The 26,008-nt window shown below is 32.3% G+C and carries 28 protein-coding genes; all 28 read left to right on the top strand.

All coding sequences use genetic code 11. The features are described from left to right. Window positions 1–11 precede the first annotated feature (11 nt). The 28 genes from JK636_RS18795 (at window position 12) to JK636_RS18660 (ending at window position 25,811) form a co-directional block, all read left to right on the top strand. A complete protein-coding gene (locus JK636_RS18795; protein ID WP_202750521.1) occupies window positions 12–626 on the top strand; it encodes a Type 1 glutamine amidotransferase-like domain-containing protein in 615 nt (204 codons plus the stop codon). A gap of 446 nt (window positions 627–1,072) precedes the next feature. Further along, window positions 1,073–1,636, top strand: a complete 564-nt coding sequence (locus JK636_RS18790; RefSeq protein WP_202750520.1) for an HD domain-containing protein — start codon at window positions 1,073–1,075, stop codon at window positions 1,634–1,636. A 367-nt stretch (window positions 1,637–2,003) separates the two neighbouring features. Further along, the gene (locus tag JK636_RS18785; protein ID WP_202750519.1) at window positions 2,004–2,357 is read left to right on the top strand and encodes a hypothetical protein; all 354 of its coding nucleotides are present in this window, start codon (window positions 2,004–2,006) and stop codon (window positions 2,355–2,357) included. Window positions 2,358–2,725: 368 nt separating this feature from the next. Beyond that, complete coding sequence (locus JK636_RS18780) at window positions 2,726–3,277, top strand: GNAT family N-acetyltransferase (protein WP_202750518.1); 552 nt, start codon at window positions 2,726–2,728, stop codon at window positions 3,275–3,277. 258 nt (window positions 3,278–3,535) lie between these two features. Further along, window positions 3,536–4,288: a hypothetical protein gene (locus tag JK636_RS18775; RefSeq protein ID WP_202750517.1), complete on the top strand. Its 753-nt coding sequence runs from the start codon at window positions 3,536–3,538 to the stop codon at window positions 4,286–4,288. Between the two features lie 391 nt (window positions 4,289–4,679). Beyond that, complete coding sequence (locus JK636_RS18770) at window positions 4,680–5,480, top strand: CPBP family glutamic-type intramembrane protease (RefSeq protein WP_202750516.1); 801 nt, start codon at window positions 4,680–4,682, stop codon at window positions 5,478–5,480. Between the two features lie 88 nt (window positions 5,481–5,568). After that, complete coding sequence (locus JK636_RS18765; protein ID WP_202750515.1) at window positions 5,569–5,964, top strand: hypothetical protein; 396 nt, start codon at window positions 5,569–5,571, stop codon at window positions 5,962–5,964. A gap of 332 nt (window positions 5,965–6,296) precedes the next feature. After that, the gene (locus JK636_RS18760; RefSeq protein WP_202750514.1) at window positions 6,297–6,806 is read left to right on the top strand and encodes a GNAT family N-acetyltransferase; all 510 of its coding nucleotides are present in this window, start codon (window positions 6,297–6,299) and stop codon (window positions 6,804–6,806) included. Window positions 6,807–7,043: 237 nt separating this feature from the next. Then, window positions 7,044–7,607, top strand: a complete 564-nt coding sequence (locus JK636_RS18755; RefSeq protein WP_202750513.1) for a DJ-1/PfpI family protein — start codon at window positions 7,044–7,046, stop codon at window positions 7,605–7,607. 462 nt (window positions 7,608–8,069) lie between these two features. After that, window positions 8,070–9,026, top strand: a complete 957-nt coding sequence (locus JK636_RS18750) for an aminoglycoside phosphotransferase family protein (RefSeq protein WP_202750512.1) — start codon at window positions 8,070–8,072, stop codon at window positions 9,024–9,026. A 373-nt stretch (window positions 9,027–9,399) separates the two neighbouring features. Continuing rightward, entirely contained in the window at window positions 9,400–9,879 is a 480-nt protein-coding gene (locus JK636_RS18745) for a VOC family protein (RefSeq protein ID WP_202750511.1), read from the top strand. A gap of 450 nt (window positions 9,880–10,329) precedes the next feature. Continuing rightward, a complete protein-coding gene (locus JK636_RS18740; protein ID WP_202750510.1) occupies window positions 10,330–10,677 on the top strand; it encodes a TIGR04076 family protein in 348 nt (115 codons plus the stop codon). 568 nt (window positions 10,678–11,245) lie between these two features. Then, entirely contained in the window at window positions 11,246–11,767 is a 522-nt protein-coding gene (locus JK636_RS18735) for a GNAT family N-acetyltransferase (protein WP_202750509.1), read from the top strand. Window positions 11,768–11,878: 111 nt separating this feature from the next. Then, a complete protein-coding gene (locus tag JK636_RS18730) occupies window positions 11,879–12,751 on the top strand; it encodes a hypothetical protein (RefSeq protein ID WP_202750508.1) in 873 nt (290 codons plus the stop codon). A gap of 485 nt (window positions 12,752–13,236) precedes the next feature. Beyond that, window positions 13,237–13,707: an NUDIX domain-containing protein gene (locus JK636_RS18725; protein ID WP_202750507.1), complete on the top strand. Its 471-nt coding sequence runs from the start codon at window positions 13,237–13,239 to the stop codon at window positions 13,705–13,707. Window positions 13,708–14,366: 659 nt separating this feature from the next. Next, window positions 14,367–14,882, top strand: coding sequence for a hypothetical protein (locus tag JK636_RS18720; RefSeq protein ID WP_202750506.1), 516 nt, complete (start codon window positions 14,367–14,369; stop codon window positions 14,880–14,882). A 101-nt stretch (window positions 14,883–14,983) separates the two neighbouring features. Continuing rightward, window positions 14,984–15,910 (top strand): GNAT family N-acetyltransferase, encoded by a 927-nt coding sequence (locus tag JK636_RS18715; protein ID WP_202750505.1) that lies wholly within the window; start codon window positions 14,984–14,986, stop codon window positions 15,908–15,910. Window positions 15,911–16,004: 94 nt separating this feature from the next. After that, the gene (locus JK636_RS18710; RefSeq protein ID WP_202750504.1) at window positions 16,005–17,246 is read left to right on the top strand and encodes an MFS transporter; all 1,242 of its coding nucleotides are present in this window, start codon (window positions 16,005–16,007) and stop codon (window positions 17,244–17,246) included. A 165-nt stretch (window positions 17,247–17,411) separates the two neighbouring features. Beyond that, on the top strand, window positions 17,412–18,005 hold the full coding sequence (locus JK636_RS18705; RefSeq protein WP_202750503.1) for a hypothetical protein: 594 nt from the start codon (window positions 17,412–17,414) through the stop codon (window positions 18,003–18,005). Between the two features lie 384 nt (window positions 18,006–18,389). Beyond that, window positions 18,390–18,866 (top strand): NUDIX hydrolase, encoded by a 477-nt coding sequence (locus JK636_RS18700; protein ID WP_202750502.1) that lies wholly within the window; start codon window positions 18,390–18,392, stop codon window positions 18,864–18,866. A 323-nt stretch (window positions 18,867–19,189) separates the two neighbouring features. Next, window positions 19,190–19,726, top strand: coding sequence for a histidine phosphatase family protein (locus tag JK636_RS18695; protein WP_202750501.1), 537 nt, complete (start codon window positions 19,190–19,192; stop codon window positions 19,724–19,726). Window positions 19,727–20,290: 564 nt separating this feature from the next. Continuing rightward, window positions 20,291–20,824: a signal peptidase II gene (locus tag JK636_RS18690; RefSeq protein WP_202750500.1), complete on the top strand. Its 534-nt coding sequence runs from the start codon at window positions 20,291–20,293 to the stop codon at window positions 20,822–20,824. Window positions 20,825–21,362: 538 nt separating this feature from the next. Then, window positions 21,363–21,968 (top strand): LysE family translocator, encoded by a 606-nt coding sequence (locus JK636_RS18685; protein ID WP_202750499.1) that lies wholly within the window; start codon window positions 21,363–21,365, stop codon window positions 21,966–21,968. A gap of 99 nt (window positions 21,969–22,067) precedes the next feature. Then, window positions 22,068–22,319 carry a TIGR04076 family protein gene (locus tag JK636_RS18680; protein ID WP_202750498.1) on the top strand — a complete coding sequence of 84 codons (252 nt, stop codon included), beginning with the start codon at window positions 22,068–22,070 and terminating at the stop codon, window positions 22,317–22,319. An 85-nt stretch (window positions 22,320–22,404) separates the two neighbouring features. Then, complete coding sequence (locus JK636_RS18675; protein WP_202750497.1) at window positions 22,405–22,572, top strand: hypothetical protein; 168 nt, start codon at window positions 22,405–22,407, stop codon at window positions 22,570–22,572. Window positions 22,573–22,859: 287 nt separating this feature from the next. After that, the gene (gene xerA, locus JK636_RS18670) at window positions 22,860–23,690 is read left to right on the top strand and encodes a site-specific tyrosine recombinase/integron integrase (RefSeq protein WP_202750496.1); all 831 of its coding nucleotides are present in this window, start codon (window positions 22,860–22,862) and stop codon (window positions 23,688–23,690) included. Window positions 23,691–23,700: 10 nt separating this feature from the next. Continuing rightward, entirely contained in the window at window positions 23,701–24,882 is a 1,182-nt protein-coding gene (locus JK636_RS18665; RefSeq protein ID WP_202750495.1) for an IS91 family transposase, read from the top strand. Between the two features lie 377 nt (window positions 24,883–25,259). Continuing rightward, entirely contained in the window at window positions 25,260–25,811 is a 552-nt protein-coding gene (locus JK636_RS18660; RefSeq protein ID WP_202750494.1) for a hypothetical protein, read from the top strand. The last annotated feature ends 197 nt before the right edge of the window (window positions 25,812–26,008 follow it).

Below are 26,008 nucleotides of genomic sequence, written 5' to 3'. Positions count from 1 at the left end.
GTGGTGTAATGTTGAAAAAAATACTTCTTACTTCTGCAGGATTAAGTGAAAGTTTAAAAAAATTGTTTTTTACTCAGATAATGAAAAAACCTCAAGAAATAAAAATTATTCTCGTACCTTCTGCGTTAACAAATAATGATGGTGCACGTGAGGGGCTTTTATTGGGTATATTTGAGTTGGAAAACATGGGGATATTACCGGAGAATATTTTTGTTTATGATTTAAGATATATTTTATCAAAGAATTATTCTAGAATGCATCCTTTAAATTTGAACAATATTCCCTCTATATTCCGTCTTTTGTCAGTTGATGAAATGAATGAATATGACGTGTTGTTATTTAGTGGCGGCAACGCAAGTGTTTTGCTTGATGAAATTAATCGCACAGGATTTAATGAGGTTGCAATACAAGCGGTAGATAATGGATTGTTCTATCTTGGAGTTAGTGCAGGGAGTATGGTTGCCGCAGGAAATTTACCTTATAATTTGGGATATGTTAAAAATACAATAACTGTTCACTGTGAAAAAGGAACTACTTGTGGCAATCTACCTCAACAAGGTGAGATTTATTTAACAAATACGCAAGCGATATGGATATATGGTGATTACGCTCAAATTGTAGAGTGAAAAATTCTTATCTATGTTACCCCCGAAAAATGATACTACTCTTTAGTTAACATTATTCTTTTATTACCAAATAAATTTAAGGTTAGATATATTTGGCTTTGTTTAATGTGTAGAGGTAAAACTACATCTAACAAAATGTTGCTGTCCGCCTTGGCTGGTGGACTTTTCTTATATAGTATTGTGTAAATATATGGTTTATAATCTATATAAAGGTTAGTAGTGAATCATCGCCAAGGCACATTTTAAAAACTAAGATAGGGGGTATCTAAGTTTTCAAAACGTCAGCAACAAGAGACGTTAGCTGAAAAGTCATGTTTTGTATAGATATACCTCCGTTGAAAGAAGAATAGGGGGAAGTGTTCATAGTAAAATGCTACGAGCAAAGAGAATCATTTTAGTATCAAAAGATTAGTCATATAAATTATTTATCTTGGGAGGGTACATATTTGAGACAAGATATTATAGATTCACTAAAAGATGAGGTAAAGAGAAGGTGTGAGAGCGAAGATAATTTTTTTGGCATTGGAGGATATTATCATATAAAAGCTGTTGTTAAAAATGCAATTATTTTAGCTGAAAATTATGGTGCAGACATTGAAGTTGTGACAATAGGTGCATGGCTTCATGATATTGCTTCTGTTACCGATTATAATTTTTATCAAGAACATCATATCCATGGTGCAAGAATTGCAGGGGAGATGTTGAGTAACTTTAATTACTCAAAGGAAAAAATAGAACTAGTTCAAAAGTGCATCTTAAATCACAGGGGTAGCAAGTTACTAGAAAAAATCTCCAAGGAAGAAATATGCATCGCAGATGCTGATGCCATATCACATTTTGATAATTTACCATCGCTATTTCAGCTTGCATATGCAGTAAGGAATTACCCTATTGATGAGGGCATTGACTTTGTCAAGAATAAACTAATAAGGAGCTACAACAAGCTATCAGATGAGAGCAAAGAAGTATATCGAGAAAAATATGATACGGTTATGAAAATCCTAGATTAAGAATTGAGGGAACTATTAGTTGTGAATATTCTTATTTGCTGAACTAATAGGACTGAAGGTGGTAGAAATATCGAATTTAAAGAGTGATAAACATGACTCATCAGCTAACAAAATGTTCAAGTCCGCTCTGCATGGAAAGATTGCAAATCACATCCGCCAGCTAACCGAGTCGGAATTTAGAAAAGCTAACATAAGAGCTATGTAAGTTTTTCTAAATTCCTGTAACGCTGGCAGACATCTTGAACAAGAAACGTTAGGTGAAAGAATTTGCTTGTGAAGGTTTTATCCCGTTTCTTATTTTTATTAGAAACATAATAATATTTTTTTACATGTGAAAAACTTATAAATTTATAAGAGGTGGATTATTTTGAAAGGTAATTTTGTTAATAATATGGAAAATAAACTAATTAAAAAAATGGTTGTTTATATTATTAGATTAGCCGTAATATTTACTTTTATAGTTATAATATTATTAGCTATTTTAAATCCTAATAGAGGATCATTTAATAGTATGGTTTTTGAAAATATAAGAACAGTTACAAATAATAGTGAAATAATAAATCAGATTAGAGAAGTGAACTTAAAGGACTACAGAGACGATTATCATCCGTTAGTGAAAAGAAGAAATTATTTTGTTTTTTCAATATATGATGTTCATATAAATAATACTAAAACATATCACATAATAGGTTTTTTAGAATGTTTTAAGTTACTAAGTTAACATGAGAAATATCTTTAGAGTAATCAATTTCTATGTTTTTTAAAATAGAATGAAATGTATGTATTTTATAGGTCATTGGTTTAATACGGAAAAACTAAGATAAAAAATATTATCGATGTAAGTTTTACATTAGCAAATTCCATCACCTAACAAAAGATTAGCAGACATCCCTTCACCGGGTGCAAAGCACCGCCAAGAAGTAGTCCTCTGGGGTCCGGTTCAGGTACATCTCTAATCCGAAACGTTAGGTGTAATTTCGCTAATTAAAGTAGCAAATTACGAACTTTTGGATTAAATTCTATAAGAACACTATAGCAGAGTAATGTAAATCAACATTATTTGAATGATTGGAAGTGGGGGATATGGTAATGGAAATAAAATTTATGCTTACTGAAAATATTAGTGAAAAAGAAAATAAAGAAATAACGGAAATAAATAATATATGTTTTGCAGATATTCCTGATGAAGAATGCGAATTAGATTTTGTTGATGTTAGTTTTGGAAAATTTATCATGTATGATAATAATAAAGCAATTGGTAGTTGTGGGATACATAAAAGGAAATGCGAATATGTTGGAGAGGAGTATATTTTAGGTGGCTTTGGAGAATTAGCAATATTGCCTCAATACAGAGGAAATGGATATGGAAAAGTGTTGGCAGAAAAAGCTATTGAAAAATTATATGAAATAAGCTGTGATATTGCAAGTTTATGTGTTGACAGAAAACATAATGCCTATAAGCTATATCAGTTATTAGGGTATATATTTCTTCAGAGAGATGCATATTTTATTGATGCTCTTGGTAAAGAAAAAACAAATGATTCTGTTATGATAATAGGAATAAAGAATAAGGAATTGCCTGACAAAATTTTGAATACCAACTACAAATTTCATTACGGTAAAGATAAAGGTTATTGGTAAAGACATATATAGGCTAAACATGTTTATAGTTACCTCGTTTTTTAAGCTTAAAGTAGGAAAAACTACACCTAACAATGCATTCAAGTTCGCTTTGGCTATATTAAGGTCAAGCCTCTGAAGAAGCCAAAGCACATCCATTCACCAAGCTAGGTCTGGCTAGGTTCAGGAACGTCTCGAATGCGAGACGTTATGTGAAATGCCCTTAAAAGGGTAGGATTAAATTTAAAATGAAAAATTGTTTTTTAGGTGGAAGAGTTTATGAAATGGATGAGTAAATCAAAAGGAAATACAAATACTGATGACATGAGTAGAGAATTAAAAAATGGAGATGTAAAAGGGATACTTATAAATGAATTTTCTATCTCAGTTCCTGAATTTTCATTTATTCGGTACCAAGATAGTACTTATTATTTTAGCCGAGTAAAAGGATACAAGGGTAATAAACTCTATGAAACGCTTAGCATTAGTTATTCTTTAAAAGGAAAAAGTTTTGATTGTTCTATATCGTCTTGTTTTAATAAAAAATATGAACTTAGCCATGCACTAAATATCGGAACTCTTAACCCGAATATAAGATTAAAAGTGCTCATCAATGAAAATAAAGTTTCAAATATAAAAGAAGCTTACTATTTTCATGATGATAATATTTATTCGGTTAAAAATGCAGTTTCTATGATAGCTAATGATTATAAAAAGCATGGATTACAATACTTAGAGGACAGATTTTGCAAACTTGAACACGATTTAATACTAAACACTGGCTTAGATTATATTTCAAACTTAAAAGTTAATCACCAAACTCTAAATTATGAACTAAACGATGAATTACTTAAAGCAAAATATATGGTATCAAGGGTGAAACAACCTCAGTTTGTTGAGTTGAAAACTATTCTCAAGAAGACACCGTATGGGACAAAAGAATATAAACAATACATACCTAAACTTTCATATGAATTGCTAGAGCTATACTGTAATAATTATAGTATAGTTGGGATAGCTAAAGATATTTAATTGAAGAATTATGTAGGCTTAAAAAAACATTATAGCAAGTACACTTCACATAACAATGCATTCAAGTTCGCTTTGGTTAAATTAGGGTCAAGCCTCTGGAGAAGCCAAAGCACATTCCTTCACCAAGCCAGGTCTGGCTAGGTTCAGGAACGTCTTGAATGCGAAACGTTAAATGACATTTTAAATCTAATAAAGTTTATGTTTACGCATTACATTTTTTATTTTAATTATATAGTGAAGAGTCACAATAGTAGATTAATACGAACGTAGAAAATTTATATTTTTGCGGAGCGCAACTTTGAATTGGCAGAAAGCAACATTAGGTGATAAAAGTCAAAGCGTCCATCCGTCAAAATTTAATGTATATTTCAAAACGTGAGGTGAAGAAATCGTGACAGATAAAAAAATCATAGTACAATTTACGATGCTGACATTTTGCATAGCCTATCTTGTGTCAGGTGCTTTGATTGCTCTTGGGCAATTCGGATATTCGGTTCACAATTGGGTTCACTCGTTACAGCAATTCGGGATGAATATTCCTTTTGCAATCTATATTTTGTCGCCCGCTATTGCTTCATATATCGTTCTGAAGAAAAATAACAAAATAGCAGATTTTAAGGAATGGTTGAAAACTGTTTTTTACGCCAAAAATAACATATGCCTCTATTTGTTCGTTGTTGCAGGGCTTGCACTGTATTTTTTGATACATATTGCAGTTTCAGGCCGCACGGAAATGGTGCTTCCATTTTATACGTTTTTCCTTTCTCTGCCTGGTGGTCTTATTATCGGTGGCTTGGAGGAAGCTGGCTGGATGTACATATTGCAGCCTGAGCTTGACAAAAAATATGGCTTTGTTTTATCTTCTGTTTTTGTTGGAATCATTTGGATTTTATGGCATATCCCTCTCTTCTTCATTCCGGGTACGAATCACGGAGAGGGACTCATTAACTTTTGGATGTTTGCAGTTCAACTCATGGTGTTTCGGTTTTTCAACGGGGCAATCTACAAAATATCAGGCAAAGGCCGTGTGTTTATGTGCGTATTATTCCACACCATGTTCAATGCGGCATCCCCCATCTTTGGCACCATGACTATGACTTGGGCGGGAACCATTGCCGAAAATGCTGTGATTTTTCTTGTTTCAATTGTAACCGTTGTGATATACGACAAAAAGAGCAGGCGAATAGTATAAGCATAGTACGAAGTAAATTAATTCGCAATCTTTATTTATGACGATGCAAGAGTAAACTATTATTCAACAAGTTTAGTGGGGTGAGGCAATGAATCCATATAGAATTTTTTTCATAATAGGTATATTTTTAAGTGCAGGAGTAGGAATTTGGCACTTTTTTGTGCCATCAATATATAAATGGCATAAGTATATCCCTGATGTTCCGAAATGGTTATGGGTTGCAATTAATTGGTGTAATATATTTTTCTCTATCAGTTTAACTGGATTGAGTATTATATTATTAATATTCCAAAGAGAAGTGTTTAATAAGGAAATAGTTGCAATTAGTTTTTATAGTTTACTTCTATTCATTTGGTTTTCCAGAGTGATAATAACAATATTTTATAATTGGGGGCATGATTTAGTTTGGAAGTTTCAGCTTATAGTTCCTATAAGTATATTCTTAATATTGTTTTTACCGCTGTTTGATATATTAGCAGCGTGAGACATAGAAATTTATAAAAGCGAATTAGTTCATATTATTCTTATATTGTACACTTAAAGGAAGATACATTTATATGGATAATAACCACACACATAGATAGCAAAAGATTTAAAACATCATATAACAAAAAATTTCCGTTCGGCTTGACTTGAAAAGATAGCCAAGCTACACCTGAGACACTAAGCCAAGGCTGGCTAAGTGTCTCGGCGTCGGAAATTAGGAACGTTAGCAGAAAGAGTATGCTTAAGAAAGTTATTATTCCGTAGTCATGGATATTATAAGACCTGTAAGATATTGTGCAATAAAAAAAATAATAAAATGGAGGTATTGGATTGAGTAGGAAAGTTTTAGAATCAAAAAGATTACTTTTAAAACCTTTATCATTTAATGAACTATTACATATTTATAACAATGAGATTGATAATGTTGAAACCCACATTGAATTAGAAGCAATATTTGATTTTGTTAAATTAGCAATATTAAAGAAACTTGAGAAAATGAAAAATATTAGTGAAGATATCCACGAATGGTATACATACTGGCTGATTATTGATAAGGACAATGAGAAAGGTATAGGTTTTATTGGTTTTAAAGGATTACCAGATGAGAATGGTTATTCAGAAGTTGGATACAGTATTTCACCTAATTATAGAAAGCAAAGACTTATGACAGAGGCTTTAGAAATATTAGTAAAATGGGCTTACGGGTTTCAATGTTGTAAAGGGATATCTGCCAAGGTTTTAAAAACAAATTTAGGGTCTAATAAAGTATTATCTAATTGTAATTTTAAAGTAGAGAGTTCCACTGATCAAGAGGATAATTATATTCTTAAATTTAGATAAAATAAATTATCGGAGTTAAGACGAATTTTTCTTATATGTTGAATTAAAAGCCTAAGAAAAGAAGAGAGGACTAAAATGATTTTCGACTAAAGTATTAGGCTAGCATATTCCATAAGCTAACAACGCACTCAAGTTAGCTTTGGCTTGAGAAGACAGCCAAAACATATTCCTTCGCCAAGCGCGTTGCGCTAGAGATTGTATTGTAAGTTATTGAAATATTAAAGGGGAGGTAATTGTATGAATGTATGTATATTATATTATGATGAATTTTGGGGTTATGAGGTTGGGCTTGCTTTAAATGAACTTAGAAATGAAAATATCTTTTCAGTAGCCCTGGAAGATCGTGTCTATGTAAGCGAGGCAAAACAAAAATTTATGCCTGACAAGACAATCGAGGAACTTAATCCTGATGAAATTGATCTTTTTTTAATTCCAGGTGGAGATACGAAGCACCTTTATGACAATGTAAAGCTTAGGAACTTTGTAAGAGTATTAAATGCAAAAAATAAGTTTATTGCGGGGATTTGTGGGGGCACAGTTCTTATGGCAAGCTATGGAATGCTTGAGGGTAGAAGGTGCACTGGAGCAGGTGAAGGGCTTAAATCTCATCTTGAATGTATGCCATTATTTAAAAAATCAACTATATTAAATAAGGATGTTGTAGTTGATGGTAATATAATAACTTCAACAGGTCAGGGGTTTATTGAATTTGCAGTTGAACTCGGGAGAGTTATGAAGGTATTTAAAAGTGAAGAAGAGGCTATGGCTGAATACAGATGGCTTAAGAATACTAAAAGTTGATGGAAATAAAGAGAAATTAGAATTAGAGAATATAATAATTTTTTGATCAGAAAAGACAAAAATTCACCTTGACTAATAGATTCTTTTGGACATTAGTATAATGAAACAATATTAAAATGATGTGCACTTGCGAACTGATAGTTCGCAGTCTTCTCATATTGTGATGCAATAGTACAGAGCAGAGGAAGTTAAAACTATCGAAAAAGTGAGCGTAGAAATATTCCATCTGCTAACAATGTGTTCAAGTTCGCTTTGCATGAGAAGATTGCAAAGCACACCTGCGAAGCCAAGTGCGGTCGCACTAAGCTTCTCGGTGTCTCGAATGCGAGACGTTATGAGACATTTTAGGTCTATTAAAGAGTATACTACGCAGGAGGCTCTTGGGGTATTGCAAGATAAAGATAATTTGGATTTGTAAATAATGGTGAGGTAATGATTATTTATATTAGGCGGGGTGGTTACATGTCACAAAATAACGAAAGATTATTTAATTTTGAATCCGTAGACACAGAAGTTATTCACACTATTTTCTCTAAATATAATAACCGACTTCTAATTCAAAATATAGTTCCAATCACAGACGGAATGAGTACAAGTAATTATATGGTTGAAGCGAACAACAAAAAGTATTTGCTTAAAGTTTATCCTAAAAACAATGACCATAGCGATATTGAAATAGCTGCTTATAAGCACGCTCACTATATCATTAAAGTACCCGAGATACTGCATTTTGATAACAGTAAAACCATAATTGATAATACTTATGCGATTTTTCAATACATTGATGGACTGACATTGAGAGAGTATGTGGCAAAAAACAGAGGTTTCACAAACAATATTGCCTATAAAATCGGAAGTATGCTTGCGTTATTGCATAGAAAGGAATATGACTGTACGGCATTATTAGATGACGATTTATGCATTAAGAAACAAGTAACACAATTTGAAAATCAATATGAATTCTTTCTTGCTGGAATGCCAGGAAAACATTTGAACGAAAAACTAAAGCGAGATTTAGAACATTTCATTGACGATAATCGCCACTTAATAGAGCGAATATCCAAAAAAAACGTATTCTGTCATGGTGATTTTATCCCCTCGAATATCCTTATAGACGTTCATGATACACCATGGTTTATTGATTTTGAATATTGTTTTTCTGCACCGTGTTATTATGACATTGGGAAACTTTTTAGAACTAGAGAGAATTATTCTGAATATATAGATGATAAAATGAAAAGAGATTTTGCCGAGGGATATAATGTTATGAGCTATAGAACATTACCTGAAAATTGGCATAAGCTAGGAAAAATAGCGGATATAGTAGTAATGTTGGCATTGATAAACAGAGAAAATATTCCACGTGATTGGATTGAGGGAATTGAAGAAGAAATCATCGTGACAATGAATATGCAGTGATGTCACCCACATCAAATGGGATGATCCAAAGTACACAATATTCATTTAGCACGAAACTATTTGGAGTTGTTTAGATAAGTATTAGATTGAAGTGTAGTTGCAAAAACTACATATAACAATATGTTCAAGTCAGTTTTGCATGAAAAGACTGCAAAGCACACCTGCGAAGCCAAGTGCAGTCGCTCTAGGCTTCTCGGTGTCTTGAACAAGCAACGTTATACGCAACTTTGATGATAAAAAGCAAATAGTACGAGTTGCTTAGATTTAAATTTACTGATACGTAATTGCAGAATGCTACGAATTAAGCTGAGTTATGTACTACATATAATCAACACCTAAGTATTAATTTAATGAAATATGGGGAGATGGAAAAATGAAATTTATGGGTCCAATTATATTGGTTGAAAATCTCGAACTTTCAAGGAATTTTTATGAAAAGATTTTAAGACAAAAGGTAATATATGATTTTGGAGTCAATGTTTCTTTTGAATGTGGCTTAGCAGTTCATTTAAGAACTCACTTTGAAGAAATACACATGATGAGAGGTTCTCATAAAATCTTATATGGGTCTAATAGTGTTGAGTTAAATTTTGAAACGGAAGAGTTAGATGATGTATATAATGAACTCAAACAATTAAAGGTCGAATTCATACATGAAATACAGGAAGCACCTTGGGGGCAAAGGGGTATAACGTTCTATGACCCTGATAAACACATTGTATCAATTGGAGAAGCAATGGAGGGTGTAGTGAATCGTCTTTATAAACAAGGGCTATCCGTTGATGAAGTAGTTAGCAAAACGGCCATGACAAAGAAATTTGTTGAACAAGCAATAAAATATGCACTTGAGTAGAAGAGTATTTCATAAATGGAGGTAATTATAGACCATGAAAATTGAAAAGATTGAAATTTTATCTATAACTTGATTTAGATGAAAATCACTGGAGAGCATGTTCTAATAAAAATCTGTAAGAATAATATTTGATTCACGCTCTTCTTCTTATGTGAGTAAATTAGAGTTTTTAAATAGATTCAGTTCAAGGTGTAGAGGCTAAAGTAGCGTATAACAATAAATTTTTGTTCAGATTAGCTTGAGAAGATAGACGAGCTACACCTGTGAAGCTAAGAAAAGAGCTTTCTAAGCTTCTCGGCGTCGGAAATTAGGAACGTTAGATGAAACGCTAAAGTAAGAAATGCCAATATTGATTGTTTTATAAAGAATTTTTATTACAATAGTAGAAAACAAATAGTAATTTGTCTTGATATTAGCAAGATCAGAAAAGTTAGAATAAGGAGGTTTATCATGAAAAAATGGTATGATGAGGAGTATGAATGGGAAATCGAGGTTATAGGGTTTCTTCGTGGAGACCACACTGAGAGATATTGCCGAAATGGAGAGGAAGTCGGAGATAAGTATACCTGTACCTATGGCTGTCCTGTAAATACTGATGGACAAGGTATTTGTTCCAAAGTCATGATGATTATGTTTCCAATAATGGAGGCTGTCAGGAGTGGCGGTGATTTAGAGAATATCGGTGGAACTAGTAAATATAGCAAAGATATTGTATGCCCAGATGGTTGTGTTATGTTTAGGCTGATGGCAAAAAAACTTGGGAATGAGAATTTTTATAAGGGAAAGTTTTTTGAGTAGTTATGATTCTTATTTCATTCAGAGTAAGATAAGTCGAAATGTACAAATTCCAATTTGTAAGGGTCTGTTAGCATAGTTTCAACTTTAATTATGTGTATATCACCTATATTATTTATCAAAATATGAGTAAAATAGCACTAATTGAAATTGAAGTTATATCGCGCTTCATCTAACAAAGCACTCAAGTTCGCTTTGGCTGTATGGGGTCAAGCCTTCAAAGTAGCCAAAGCACATTCCTTCACCGGTGCAAGCACGCCAAGAGGTATTCCTTTTGGGTTAGGTTCAGGAACGTCTTGAGTGCGGGAACGTTAGATGACATCCCCCTAGAAAAAAAGATTAGTATCACATGTATAATATCGATTGTTAATATATAGAGCGCTACTATATACAATTAGTTTCCAAGTGCGAACTAGAGATTATTTATAAAACACATAGTATTTGTTTTGTTCAAATAAAAGCATTAATTCAAGAAACGCGCTTAATTTAGCTGCATAGCTTATAAATGATATCTATAGAATAATTACATACAAATCAAAATTATTAAATTGAGATAAAGGAGATTATAAGAATGAATCCATATATAGAATGCCCAATAATAACAACAAAGAGCTTTATAATTAGACTTATTAGAGAAGATGACAGCAAATCACTTTTTAGATGCTATAATGACATAAGAGCGGTTGAATTTATGAATGATGATAATTGCGATTTCGGTTTTTTTGTTGATTCTGAGGAGAAGATGCAAGAGACAATAGGCTATTGGATTAATTTTTACCAAAAGAAATACTTTGTTAGGTTTTCTATAGTTGATAATGCAACAGAAGAGACTGTAGGTACAATCGAGGGCTTTAGTGGTGAAACGGGGGTTCTACGTATAGATATTTGTAGTGAATATGAGAAAGCATGCTATCTATCTGAACTATTCAATTTTGCAAGAGATAATTTCTATGCGTTCTTTGGTAATGAATGCATAGTCACAAAGGCTATTTCTAAGGCATTAGAGCGTCGTGAAGCTTTAGAAAACAATAGATGGGAGTACATTGATACATACAGAGATTATCACGATTATTATAGGATTAAACTGATTTAGACGATAAAGGGGTACTTAAGAGTGAATGCTAAGATATATATTGTTATGAAGATTTCATAATCAAAGTAAAGAATATGTACTAGGTATACTTATATACTAGGGAGGATAACAATGAATAATGTAATCAATTGGCTTCTTGAAGATGATACACCACAAATCAAATACCGTACAATGATAGAACTTCAAGGGCGAACAAAAGACGACATCGAGGTTAAGAAAGCATATGATAACTTATTAGATTCAGAAACACTTAGTTTAGTGTTGGATAAGTTTCAGGTAAATAACAAGTGGGAACATATTAACGCTCTCTTGTCTATTACTGAATTTGGATTAACACGTAATGATATACCTATTGATGAATATGTTGAACGTATAATAAAGAAGATAAACCTAAGCATGAAGTGTGCCAAAACCCTATTACTAAGGAATCTAGTCTCACTTGGATATTATGAGCATCCGTGGGTAGAAGAGCAAATATATTTGTCATTTTCTACTATACGGGAGGATGGAACAGTTCGTTGCCTAGACAAAGGTAAGAAAACAAACGATTCTAAGTTACCAGATATGGGGTGCTACAGACAGATTACGACATATCTTTTACTCGCAGCTGAATTAAAAAAGATTGGTATTACTTTACCGCAATTTGATTCAATAATTAATTTCTATATGAGTCACAATGTTGTGTTTCATGATTATGTGACTGAAAAGATAATCATAAAAGATATGACAAGTACCTTTTATCCAATTGATCACGTACATATAGGTCTACAAATGATAATGTATGGGCTTTCTATTCTTGGTTCTGGAAATAATGATAATTGCCAAAGAGCGTGGGAGATATTACACAGTTATGAAGGCGATGAGGGAAAATACTTACTTAGTAATTCATTCAAGGTACCATATTTCGATGTTGGAATGGTTGGACAACCTAATAAGTGGGTAACATTATATGTTATGCTATTTGAAATGTATTGTGCTCGGTAAGAACATGCTTGAAAGTAAGAACAATGATAATTAGAATAACTGTTATCACAAAGAACAAAAGAATCATAGGATAGAGTCATTTCTATAATAATTTTAAACATCTAATATACACAAGATTGGTGAACGTACGTCCGCATATGGTATGAAAAATATGCTTTATGTGATGTTTGAGCATAATCAGAAGTTGTTTTACTTCATAATGTCTATTAAGTACGTAGTAGTTAATAGTGATTTTGCTTGAAATTACTGGAAATTTACGAGGGGGGACGTCATCTAACAATATGTTTCCGACATCGCCACAGCCTAAGTGCGAGCACTAAGGTTCTGACGACATCGGAAACACGAAACGTTATTTGAAATTTCGGGTCTATGGTAGTCTTAGTTTACGCATCTAAATTTTTTTGACTTTTATTAAATAAAGATAAATTGCAATAGTAGGATGTTACTATAAAAAAGTTATTTATATCATGAACAGGAGGAAATCTGTGGAAGAGCAAGATTTAGCATTTAAAACTAATCAAGGTTGCTTTACTTATAGGGTCGCGGCAATTATTATAAAAGATAATAAATTGCTTATGGCAAAACATGAAGATTATCCATGTTATTATACAGTCGGTGGAAAGGTTAGAATAAACGAAACCTCGGAAGAAGCCGTTATACGTGAGGCTTATGAGGAAACAGGAATTGAATTTCAAATTGATAGACTTTCTTTTATCCAAGAGCGATTTTTTGAAATGGCAGGAAAACACTATCATGAAATTGTCTTTTACTTTTTAATGAAAGAAAACCCTAAAATAGATTTATCAAATAGAAGTTTTACGGATCAAGGGCCCAAAGAAAGTTTGAATTGGTTGCCTATCGAAGGTTTAGATGAAACTTATATAATTCCAGAGTTTTTTAAAACTAAATTATTAGACAACATAGTGGGCATAGAGCATATTGTTTCAAAAGAATAGTATTGTTGATATTAAAAATAAACTTTAGTTTGCTATTATCAACTATTGTAAATAACATGGAAAGAAATTTTGAGGAATAACCCTACGCATATAGAGAGTAAAAGACCTGAAACATCAAATAACAATGTACTGCAGTTCGCCTTAGCTAAGGCGATATTTTTATATAGATATATGTAAAAATATAACTTATAATCAATTTATAGGTTTAATTCATAGGACGCTAAGGCACATCTAAAAACCCAAGTGCGGTCGCTCTAGGCTTCTCGGGGTCGGAAATTAGAAATGCTATATGCAATGGCAATATCGGGGCTGGACTTCGAAGTCTTAAATTAAAGATATTCATTTAACTCATTTTACTCAAAAATAATAAATAGTTGAGGGGAATAAGATGAGTAATATGTTTTTTTAAAGATGTTGATCACAATAATGAAAGCACTGTTAGGAAGATAAAATTAAAGCGTGGTCAATAAAAATTTATTGAGACTGTAGACGAATGTTTAAAAGAAGCAAATATTTGTAAATAATGGAATCCTGTAGCTATATATTATAGTGAGGAAGTTATTGGGTATGCTATGTATGGTTCTTTTGAGCCTAATAAGGATACTTGGATTGATAGAATAATGATTGATGAAAAGTACTAGGGCAGAGGATATGGAAAGATGGCAATGATCAAGCTTATTGAAATAGTTTCAAAAAAATATGGTGTAAATATTATATATTTAAGCATAGTTGAGGATGATAGTATGAAGAAGATTATTGTATTAACCCTTTCACTAGTTTGTATTGTGTCCATGCTTATAGGATGCAGCAAACATGAAACAATAGCAGTAGGTGGGGCCAAAAAAATTGTTTCAGTTATTCCAATAGAGGCAAATAGGATTAAAGTTGTTCATGAAGCAGAAAAAGATAAGGTAGATTTTGAAGTGACTATTACGGATGAAACAGAAATTAAGAATATTCTTGGCATTTATAATTCTATGAAAGTTAGACAGATGAGTAAACCGCTTAATGAAGTGCGATTTATTATCACATTCTATCATGATGAAAAAGAGATTGCAGTATGGTGGGTTGATAGAGAATTGACAACGGCCTGTTCTAACTTTGAAGGTGGAAACCATGTGATAGAGAATAAGGATTTTAATTATGGTTATTTTGAAAAGTTATTGAAGAAATAACTAGTGTCTTTGTCTTACTCACTAGCGGACAGAATATATTTTTTGTTGTTTTACGAACTAAAACAATATTATAGAATTGCAATGAATAAGGGGGAAATATTATGGGTATTTCTTTTAGGTATTATGAGGAGAAAGACTTTTTAAAGTTAGAGGAACTTGTGTTTGCAAGCTATGCGTGGGGAAATCCAACTTGGGGATTTAGTCGTCATGAGTTTAGCCTTGGATTGCATGTTGCATGGGGAAATGTAGTGGATAATTGGAGACATACTGTTGGAATATGGGAAGAAGCCGGAAAAGTTGTTTCAGCAGTTATAAGTGAAGGAGCTTGGAATGGGGAGGCATTCTTTCTTTTTGATTCCATAGAAAGACAAAGCGATAGAGAACTTCTTGAGAGGATGTTTCATCACGCAGAAACCCATATGTCCTGTATCCCTAAAAACTATCCGAATAAGACTAGATTTCTGCACCTGTTGATCTCACCAGAATATGACTTGGTAAAAAAGATGGCACAGGAGAGAGGTTATTCATTATCAGAGGATGTTGAACGGTCACTGATATTACCGTTTACAGGAGATAAATTTGATGTTGTTCTTACAGAAGGATATACCATAGCTGATGGTAACAAAACACCAGATTTTTTTATGTCAAATACACATATGTTTTCATTTAACTATACGCTGCCAATAGCAGAAACTATTGAAAGCGGATTTTATAATTTAAGAAAAATGCCAGGATATAAGCCGGAACTTGATTTATGCGTACTGGATGAGGAAGGTAAACCAGTAGGAATTGCTATTATATGGTATGATGAAAAAATGCCTTATTGCGAACTGGAGCCCCTTGGAGTTGTATGGTGGGAAAGACGAAAGGGGATTGCAAGAGCATTGATATACGAGGCAGCAAATCGCGTAATGAGAATATCACCAAAGTGTAGAGGAATGCTTGGCGGAGATCAGCAATTTTATTGGGATTTAAGTTTTAAAGTTGAGACAATTCATGAAACGTGGGATTGGAGCAGAAAATTTTAATAATATAGCTTTCAGGAGGTGCAAGTGTGACAAACACGATTTACTCAAGCTCAAATTTCAATTAATAAGTTTTAAATGAAGGGAGATATATTAATTGAAATTTGAGCTGTTAAAAAATAAAAATTTTGTTTTATTATTAATTGGTCAGGTTGTTTCGGGTGCAGGTTCTAAAATGCAGAGCTTTGCGTTAGCTCTTTATGTTTTAAACATAACTGGTTCTGCTTCGAAATTTGCAACCATTTTATCACTTTCTTTTGTACCCGAACTTATAATAGGACCAATTTCAGGTGTAATTGTAGACTGGGTTAACAGAAAGAAGTTAGTAGTTCTATTAGATGTATTAAGTGGGTTATTGGCTCTAATATTCGCTTTCATGTACTTGATAAATAATTCCTTGAGTATATTTAGATTATCAATCTTGGTTGTACTTTTATCTATTATTTCAACAATATTTCAACCAGCAATTACAACAATACTTCCAAGTATTGTTGATAAAGAAAAACTTCCGGAAGCAAATAGCCTATGGACAGTAACTTCTTCGGCAGCTAACATATTAGCTCCGATAATTGCAGGTGTGTTACTGCAGTATTTGGGTTTATCTTTTATACTTGTAATTAATTCAATTAGTTTCTTATTATCAGGGTTAAGTGAAGTGTTTATACAAGTACCAAGAAATAATAACTTGCCAGAAAAAATTACAGTGAAAAGTTTTTGGATAGACTTTACTGAAGGAATTAAATTTATTGTCAATCAAAAATTAATACTTTCTATATGTATACTGCTTATGACCATTAATTTTTTTCTATCTCCAATAATTACTATAGGTCAACCTTATATACTGAAAAATATCTTTAATGCCACTGATATACAATATGGTTTATTTCAGTCGGGTTTAATAATACCTATGTTTATCGCTCCGCTTTTATTTACTTTAGCCTCAAGAAAGTTTCAGCTAAAAAATCTTATGATTAAATCCTTGGGAATAAGTTCGCTTATAATACTAAGTTTAAGTTTTATATCAAATAGCTTATTTCTCAAACTTACAAAAGTGAGCCTAATTCCAATAATAATATTATTTATCATATTTTTTACGATAATGTTATTTGACTTAATTGCTAATCTAGCTATTTATACGATAGAACAAGATTTTGTACCATTAAATATTCTAGGTAGAGTAGAAAGTGCTATGATGAGTCTATCCTTTGCACTTGCTCCATTAGGTCAAATAATATTTGGATTGCTATTTGATAAGTTTCCAATAGGGATTTGCATACTAGCTGGAGGATTGCTAAATATAATAAGTATTTTTATTTGTAAAAAGTTGATGGATAAATAATGGATTAGGGCGAAGCAAAACTTATATTTTTTAACAGTTTTGCTTCGTAATCTTCCTATGGATTGCATTAATCAAGTCTGAAAGGTTAGTGCAACCCTGTAATTTATGACGAGTTAAGATAAGTTTTCTACAGTATTGTTGGTAAATAGGATGGAGGAGAGTTTTATGAGTACAAACAAGTTTTTAAAGCAACGAAAGTTTTATTTAACTTTCGTTATTTGCTTATGTCTTGCAATTGCTTTCTCTTATTTCAGTGGAATACGATTTAATGCTATTCAGGCGGCTAAATACAACTCGTATGTCAATGAAAAATCAATATTACTTGGCGACGTTAAAATTGGTTCTTACAGAGTGTTCTTTTATGAAAATGATGATAAATATCGTACAGTCTTAACGGAACGTGTATTTCCTTTTTGGAGATTAAACGGAAACTCGTATTGGGCAAATAAAACAGATGATAATATAAAGCTAGTTGGGTGGTGTAGTCTCAACAATGGAGAGAAAGGTGTTACAACTGTTCCTGTTCAGAGTTTTGACAAAAAAGTTTCCTATATTAAAATGGGTTCAAATAGTGATTTACTTGTAAAAAACATCCCTTACGGCGAAGTGGTAATTTTTACATGGAATAAAGGTATACCATGGAATGTTTTAAATGCTATCGCATATTCAAGTGATAATAAGCCTTTATATAAGCTCGGATATGAGATTGTCAACAGCGCAATTAAAGCAGATGAGCTAAGATGGCTTCCCGTTAATTAAGATAGAATTGAAACCTATAATGAGCATAATATAAAGTTTAGTTGGTTCATAATTTTCGTATATGGCGCGATAGTAAAATATTGTTTCGCGAGTGTAAAATACTGTGAGTTAATCAAAAAAGGAGGATATAAATATGTCAAAGAAGCAAATGGATAGTGGTAATTTATTACGCACTAAGGAATTATCAGTTATAGTTAATAATTAGTGAAACAGGTTGCGAGTCTAACTAAATATAGCATATTTAGCGAACCTGTTTTTGTTTTAATAGTTAGATATAATTTTTGAAAAACAGAGTAATAGCTCAAAGGTTTTTAAAATTATTTATTGAGACACAATTGTAGAATATTACGATACAAATATAATTTACCTAATGGGGGAATTACAATGGATAAGCAAGATTTGACATTTAAAACTAGTAAAGGGACATTTAATTACAGGGTTGGAGCAATTATAATAAGAGACAAAAAAATACTTATGATTAAAAATGATAGTGCACCTTATTATTATTCAGTTGGTGGAAGAGTAAAATTAAATGAAACATCCGAAGAAGCTGTTGTTCGTGAGACATTTGAGGAAACTGGTATTAAATTTGAAATTGACAGGTTAGCCTTTATCCACGAACACTTTTTTCGTGAAGAAATAACAAGAGAACATTATCATGAAATTGCCTTCTTCTATTTGATGAAAGAAAACAACAATGAGAATTTTGTATGTAAAAGCTATGGAGACCAAGGAGCAAAAGAACATTTGCATTGGTTGCCTATTGAGAATTTAGAACAGTTTCATGTGTTTCCCGAGTTTTTTAAAACGAAACTATCAGCAATCATGACTGGAATCGAACACATTACTTCGAAAGAATAAAACCATATATTATAGGCGTAAGCTTTATTTCGAAACTTTCAGAGATCGCTAACCTATAAAAGACTATTTTGGATAGTGGCTTTTAAAGTGTAGTTGCAAAAACTACAGATAACAAAAAATTTCCGTTCAGCTTCGCTTGAAAAGATAGCCAAGCTATACCTGCGAAGCTAAGAAAAGAGCTTTCTAAGCTTCTCGGTATCGGAAATTAGAAACGTTATATGTAATTTTGTATAAATAGATTGCCAGAGCATAGATCTATATATGATTTATCTTAGCCAAGAAATCTATTTAAATTAAAGGTTGAAAATTGAGGGGGGAACACTATGGGGAAGTTAATAGTGGTTAGGCATGAAGAAACAAATTATAATGTGGAGGGTAGATATACCGGAAGTACGGACATAGAGTTAAATGATAAAGGTTATGAGCAAGCAAAAATACTAGCTGAAAAGCTTAAAGATATGTCTATCGATATTATCATTTCGTCAACATTAAAAAGAGCAAAAGAAACAGCGAGAATCATCAGTAATGAAATGAAACTCCCATTTATAGAAATGAATGAACTTGTTGAAAAATGTGTGGGGGTTTATGAGGGGTTAACAAGAGAAGAGGCTAAAAATCAATATCCTTTGATGTGGGAAGCAAACTCGCCTGATGGTGCAGAAACTTTGGAGACTGTGGAAAAGAGAGTGCATAAGGCGTTACATACAATACTCAATGATTATTCAAAAGATAAAAATGTGCTTATTGTAACACATGGATATATATCAAAGGTTATTTATAAATATTTTAATAATGCATCAGAGGTTGACTTTTCTAAATATGTTCTCAAAAACTGTGAATATGATGAATACATAATATAAATATAACAAGCAATTAAAACTAGCTCTATTTAAAGTGAATAACTTAATAATACATATAACAAAATGCTGCCGTCCGCCCTGGCTGGAGGACTTTTTTATATAGTGCTGTGTAAGTATATGGTTTATAATCAATATATAGGCTTAATGTGTAATGACGCCAAGGCACATCCCTTCACCAAGCGCGTCGTGCTAGGGTTCGGAAATGTAGGCAGCACAAGATGTTATATGTAATTTTGTATAAAAATTCTTACAGTTCAAAGTCTTTAATAATTTTACTAAGACTCAATAGTAATTATGTACCTATTAAGAAGGAGGCTGAAAAAATATATTAGCAGGCAGCATAAGGTATTCATAGTGTAAGTATAGTTGCTTAGTAATCTTCTTATATGGTATAAGTTCAAAAATAATTTAGGTGCAAGCATAAGTAGATGGATATCTTTAGTCATAATTATATGTATGGTAATATTGGCTGTAGCTACTAAAATCAATCAATATTAAAACCTTATAAGATTTTGTTTAGGACATAGTAGAAAAAATAATTTAGATTAGGTGGTATAGAGAAACATGAAGATAGAGAATAAAAAAACTTGGACAGGTGTGGCCTTATTAATAACAATAGAGCAAGTTATTAAAATAATAATTAATTATAATTTTCTTAATAAAAGATTGCCTATATTACCTCCTTTGCTATATTTTAAGCCAATGTTTAATAGGGATTATTCATGGGTTAATTCTATGTTGCAATTAAATGTGGGTAAATGGATACATATTATATTAGTGATAATTATGATCATATTAATATATTTGTTTTATAAATATCTAAATACGAAATTAGGCACAAATAAAATTATAAATATTATGTTTGCTTTTATATTTTCTGGTGCTATGTGTTCACTAATTGATAAAATCTTTTGGAATGGCAGTTTAGATTATATATTAGTAAATGGTTTTTTTACCTTCGACTTAAAAGATGTATACATTGATATTTTTATTGGATTAATGCTATTCTCTTTAGTTTTAGAAAACAGTGTTTTAAAACAAATTGATGATAAAAATATGCTAAGAGATTTTTCCAAGTATATTCTACGGAAATCTTAAAACCATTGCCAAGGAACATTTCTTCACCAAAGGCATCGCACTAGGTTCAGGAACGTCGGCAGCAAGAAACGTTAATGAATAATATTTTAAGGAATTAATAATAAATACAAAATTGACACTACAGGATATGGTAATGGCTCTTTTAGAGATGAAATAGTTAAGACAAATAGAGGAAAATATCTTATTCTAAAGGGTAAAAACTATGATAATAAAATTTCATATGCAAGTGTACTATTAGAAAATAAAGAGTACAAGATTACTATTCCAAAGCAGGAATACTATATGGCATATTGCTCAGTGCCTTCTGAAACAGAAAGGACATTTTTAGATATTAACAGTATAAAGTTTTATAATAAAAATGATGCTGATATTACAGTTGAGATATTTAATAATTAATTTCTGTAACTAGGAATATTCTTTTATGGCCCAATAAAAGCACCCCATCAAAGCTGCCTCCAATTTCAACATTATAATAGGGTTAATTTGCAATAGTAAAACAATGCGGAATAGATATTATTCATAAATCGGAGGACAAGAAATGATTTTTAAGGGATTTAAGTTTGGAATGTTATTACAACTTGCTGTTGGCCCAATGTGCTTAATGGTATTTAACAGTTCAACTACATATGGCTTTTTGATGGGTCTATCGCTTGTTATGGCAATTTCTCTTATTGATGGGCTATACATAATATTATCTGGTCTTGGTGTCGCCATGATTATTAATAAAGAAAAGATTAAAACCACCATTAAAGTATTAGGGTGTATTGTATTAGTACTGTTTGGGATAAATACAGCAACGGGAGCATTTGGTTTTACATTATTGCCAGATTTAACATTATTCTCAAATGCGACTAATCACAGTGTTTTCCTCCAAGGTGTACTTTTAACTGCATCAAACCCGCTGACTATTATCTTTTGGGGGAGTGTATTCTCATCTCAAGTTGCTGAAAATGATTTTAGCAAAAAACAACTTGTTTTTTTTGGGATTGGATGCATCCTGTCTACAATATCATTTTTGACAATTGTAGCGTTTTTGGGGAGCATTTTAAGTGGGTTCTTACCACAAATAATTATTCAAATTCTTAACTTTTCAGTAGGTATCATTCTTATTTACTTTGGAATAAAATTATTGTTAAAAAAGTAAGTGGTGAATAATGCTTATATATGGTTAGCTAATAATGCAAATGAATGATAATAAGATATTGTGAGTTAGATAAATGGAATTTATGGAGGAAAAAGTACAATGGGAAAAGTAAAACTAACAGTAACTGAAAGTAAATGTAGAGGTGGTTATTTCAAAAAAGGTGATGAATACATAGTAGAAGATTTATGTCCTCCATTATGCCATGAGTTTTGGAATTGCATATATCCTTATGTTTATGCTTTGCAAAATGGTGCAGATTTAGACTATGGAAATAGTCGTTCAAAACAATTTGACGCAAGATGTCCAGATAATGGGAGAGTATGTATTCATGGTGAATATATAGAAAAATAGACATTTCAAAATATAAGGAGACCTTGCTTGAATATCATTGTGAGATCAATTATGAATGTGAATCAGATTTTGGTAAGCAAATTCCTTGGGAATTATACAAAAAAAGTTGCTAAAAACTGAAAAACAAGTTGAAGAATTTATTTCAACTCTTTCTAATAGCATGTGTGATAATCGAACACTAGCAGAAATACTTGAAGATGATGATGGAGCAAGTATATTACGCTCCGGGACAGGCTATGGAAATATTCCGTGAAAAGTAATTAGTTCAGAATCTCTTATGGGTTATATTAATCAAGTTGTTGCAGTTAATGCAGGACTGTATAATATTACTCACTATGGAATTATCAGATATAGTTAAGCATTTGCGAAACAGGTTCGCAAATGCCGCATGTTGAACTAAACCGCACTGAGTGCGGTGGGGAATATGCAACAACTTAAGATTTATTATAAAATTTAATAAAGTGTTTTAAATACTAGAATGTGGAAATAACTCCTTTTGTATAAGATTCAAAAATCTTAATATAAAAAGGAGTTTTTATTATGACAAAATTAAGAGAACAATTCAAAAGAGACATGGAACTTAAGGGTTTCAGCCCTAGTACCCAACAATCATATCTAAGCCATGTAGCATTGTTTGCCAAGCACTACAACAAGTCGCCAGAGCTACTGGATACTGAAGATATCAAAGCCTATCTCCATTATCTCATCTCTGAAAGAAATCTAAGCAAGTCCTTTGTGAATCAGGCTTATAGTGGATTAAAATTTCTTTATGAGACTACTCTCAATAAACAATGGGACATGAAAAAAATACCGAGGACAAAGAAGGAAAAGAGGCTGCCACAAGTACTATCCCAAAAGGAAGTTAAAGATATATTAGAGTCTGTTAGAAACTTAAAACACAAGGCTATTTTAACTACTATTTATGCCGCAGGCCTAAGGGTTAGTGAAGTTGTAAACTTAAAGATATCAGACATAGACAGTACAAATATGCAGATAAGAGTAAGACAAGGCAAGGGAAGTAAGGATAGACTTACGTTACTTTCAGACGGAAATCTTAAACTTCTAAGAGACTACTTTAAATATTTCAGACCTATAGACTGGCTTTTTCCCGGACAAGACAAAGATAAGCCGCTTACAACACGAAGTGTTGAAAAGATGATGGACAAAGCTGTGCATAAGGTTGGGATAGCAAAGCCTGCAACAGTACACACCTTAAGGCATTGCTTTGCAACCCACCTTCTCGAAAGCGGAGTAGACATCTACTATATACAAAGGCTCTTGGGTCATACTAATATAAAGTCCACAAGTATATACCTCCATATGACCAATATGAAAATCAGAAACATAAAAAGCCCTCTAGATATGCTTTAATGGTACGAGCATGATTGAAGTACAAAATATATTTCAGCAATTTGGCTCTAGGTATCGTCAAAATCATAAGCTGCCGCTTAATCAGCTTAAGGCCATGAGCTCAATAGAGGCCTGCAGAACCTCTGCACTTGGAGGACATGTTGATAAGTGTGATGAATGTGGACATACTAGGATTTCCTATAATTCCTGCCGTAACAGACATTGTCCAAAATGTCAAAGCCTTGCTAGAGAGCAGTGGCTTGAGAATCGCAAGGCTGATTTGCTATCCGTGGCCTACTTTCATGTTGTTTTTACTCTGCCATCAGAACTTAGTGCGATAGCACTCAGAAACCAGGAGGTTGTATATAAAATACTATTCAGAGCTGTTTCTGAAACTCTTCTTGAGCTTGCTTTAAATCCTAAATATCTTGGAGCTCAAGTAGGCATTACTGCGCTTCTTCATACATGGGGGCAAAATCTTATGTTTCACCCTCATATACACTGCATAGTACCCTCAGGAGGACTTTCAGCAAGTGGAGTAAGGTGGATAAACTCAAAAAAGAAATTCTTTATCCCCGTTAGGGTATTATCTAAGAAATTCAAAGGAAAGTTTATAGCATACCTTCAGAACGCATATTTCAGTAAAGAGCTAAAATTCATGGGCGAAATAGAAGAGCTGTCAAAAGCAGATGTGTTTTTGTATGTTATGGAAGGCTTAAGGCAAAAGGATTGGGTTGTTTACTGTAAAGCCCCATTCAAGACTGCCGAGTATGTGCTTCAGTATCTTGGCAGATACACTCATAGAGTAGCTATATCAAACAACAGAATAGTATCTTGTGAGAATGGTTTTGTTACATATAAGTGGAGAGATTACAGGGATAATAAGGATAAGCTAATGACTGTGCCCTCTGAGGAGTTCATAAGGAGATTCCTGATGCACATTCTGCCCGACAAGTTTGTTAAGATAAGACACTATGGAATACTTGGCAACAGAAATAGGAAGACAAAGCTGAAGGACTGCAAAAGATTGACTAATACTAAGACTACGATGAGTTTAGAAAGGAACAAGAGGTTAAGTGTAGAAGAACTGATACTAAAGATTTGGGGGAAAGATATATCAAAATGTCCATGCTGCGAAATCGGAATAATGAAAAGAACGGCTAGCTTACGGCCTACAGCATGCTCTCATCCAGTGAAAATAAAAACTTCATAAACCGAAGGTTGCTTGGGGAGGGGGAAAGTGTATCTAAATAGCATGAATATGTCAAAATATTTCAAAAATATAGATAGAGTTCTAGGACAAATATGGTAAAATTATAATTACGATGTCTAAGTTATTCTGTTGTGATGGGTGTGAAAAATTGAAATACCATAGACAGCCTAACCGGCTTCGTTCAACTAAGCGTATTTGAAATAGAGCATGATTTAATTTTTTAGTTAGAGCCTGCAACTTTTGTTTATAGGTGTTGATTAAAAGCGTGCTTTACTTCAAATACACTACTAAGTGTTATATGACATATGGACTATAGAAAATTTATATTTCTATACACAGATATAAGCATTCTAATATATTTGACGAGGTGAATAAGCTTGAGTGAAGAGAATGAATATTTATGGAAATCTAAAAAGGATGACTATGTACTTATAAAATCTTCAGAAGATAGTTATTCAATATTTAATATAACTAACAATGCTGCACTGATTATTGAAGATAATGAAGAAGCAAAATTTGTTATAAACCAAATGAAACAAAACGGAAACAAAATAGTTAGAATAGAATTACTTAATTATTTATTAGATAAAAGACCAATACCAACTTTAATTAGCATTCAAGATGATAAAGAAGTATATAGATGCTCAGATACAGGAGAGAAATTTGAGTTGAATTTAGAGTGTACCCCACATTTTGCGCCCAGATTTGATTTAGCAATAAAATGGTCTGTTAATATTCCATTAACAAAACAAATAATTCATCTCAAAAAAATATTTCCGGGTATTGAAAAGAGTACACCAGAGTTATTACAAATAGCTAGGAATAGTAGCAAGTATGTGTTTGCTGAATGTCTTAGCCGTTTTCAAACAGATAGAATTATCAATGAAGGCAAAAAATATGGACTTGATATTTATGTAAATCCGAAATAATTAAAAATAAGAAGTAATAACTTGTATTGGATCAATATGTCTCATCTTTCAACGAAGTTTAGTACCCGTCCATACATCATATAAACCAGCTAATGTTAGTCAAGTGGTTTAATAAAAAAATTTATATTGGGCAAAATTGAGAATAGCAAAGCTAACCTATAGAGGAAATAGGCTTGTAGACAGGCTTAATTAAAGAA

Origin of the sequence: Clostridium rhizosphaerae, from assembly GCF_016765585.1 — a bacterium.
Classification (GTDB): domain Bacteria; phylum Bacillota; class Clostridia; order Clostridiales; family Clostridiaceae; genus Clostridium_AT; species Clostridium_AT rhizosphaerae.
This window is presented reverse-complemented; position numbering and strand designations above follow the sequence as displayed.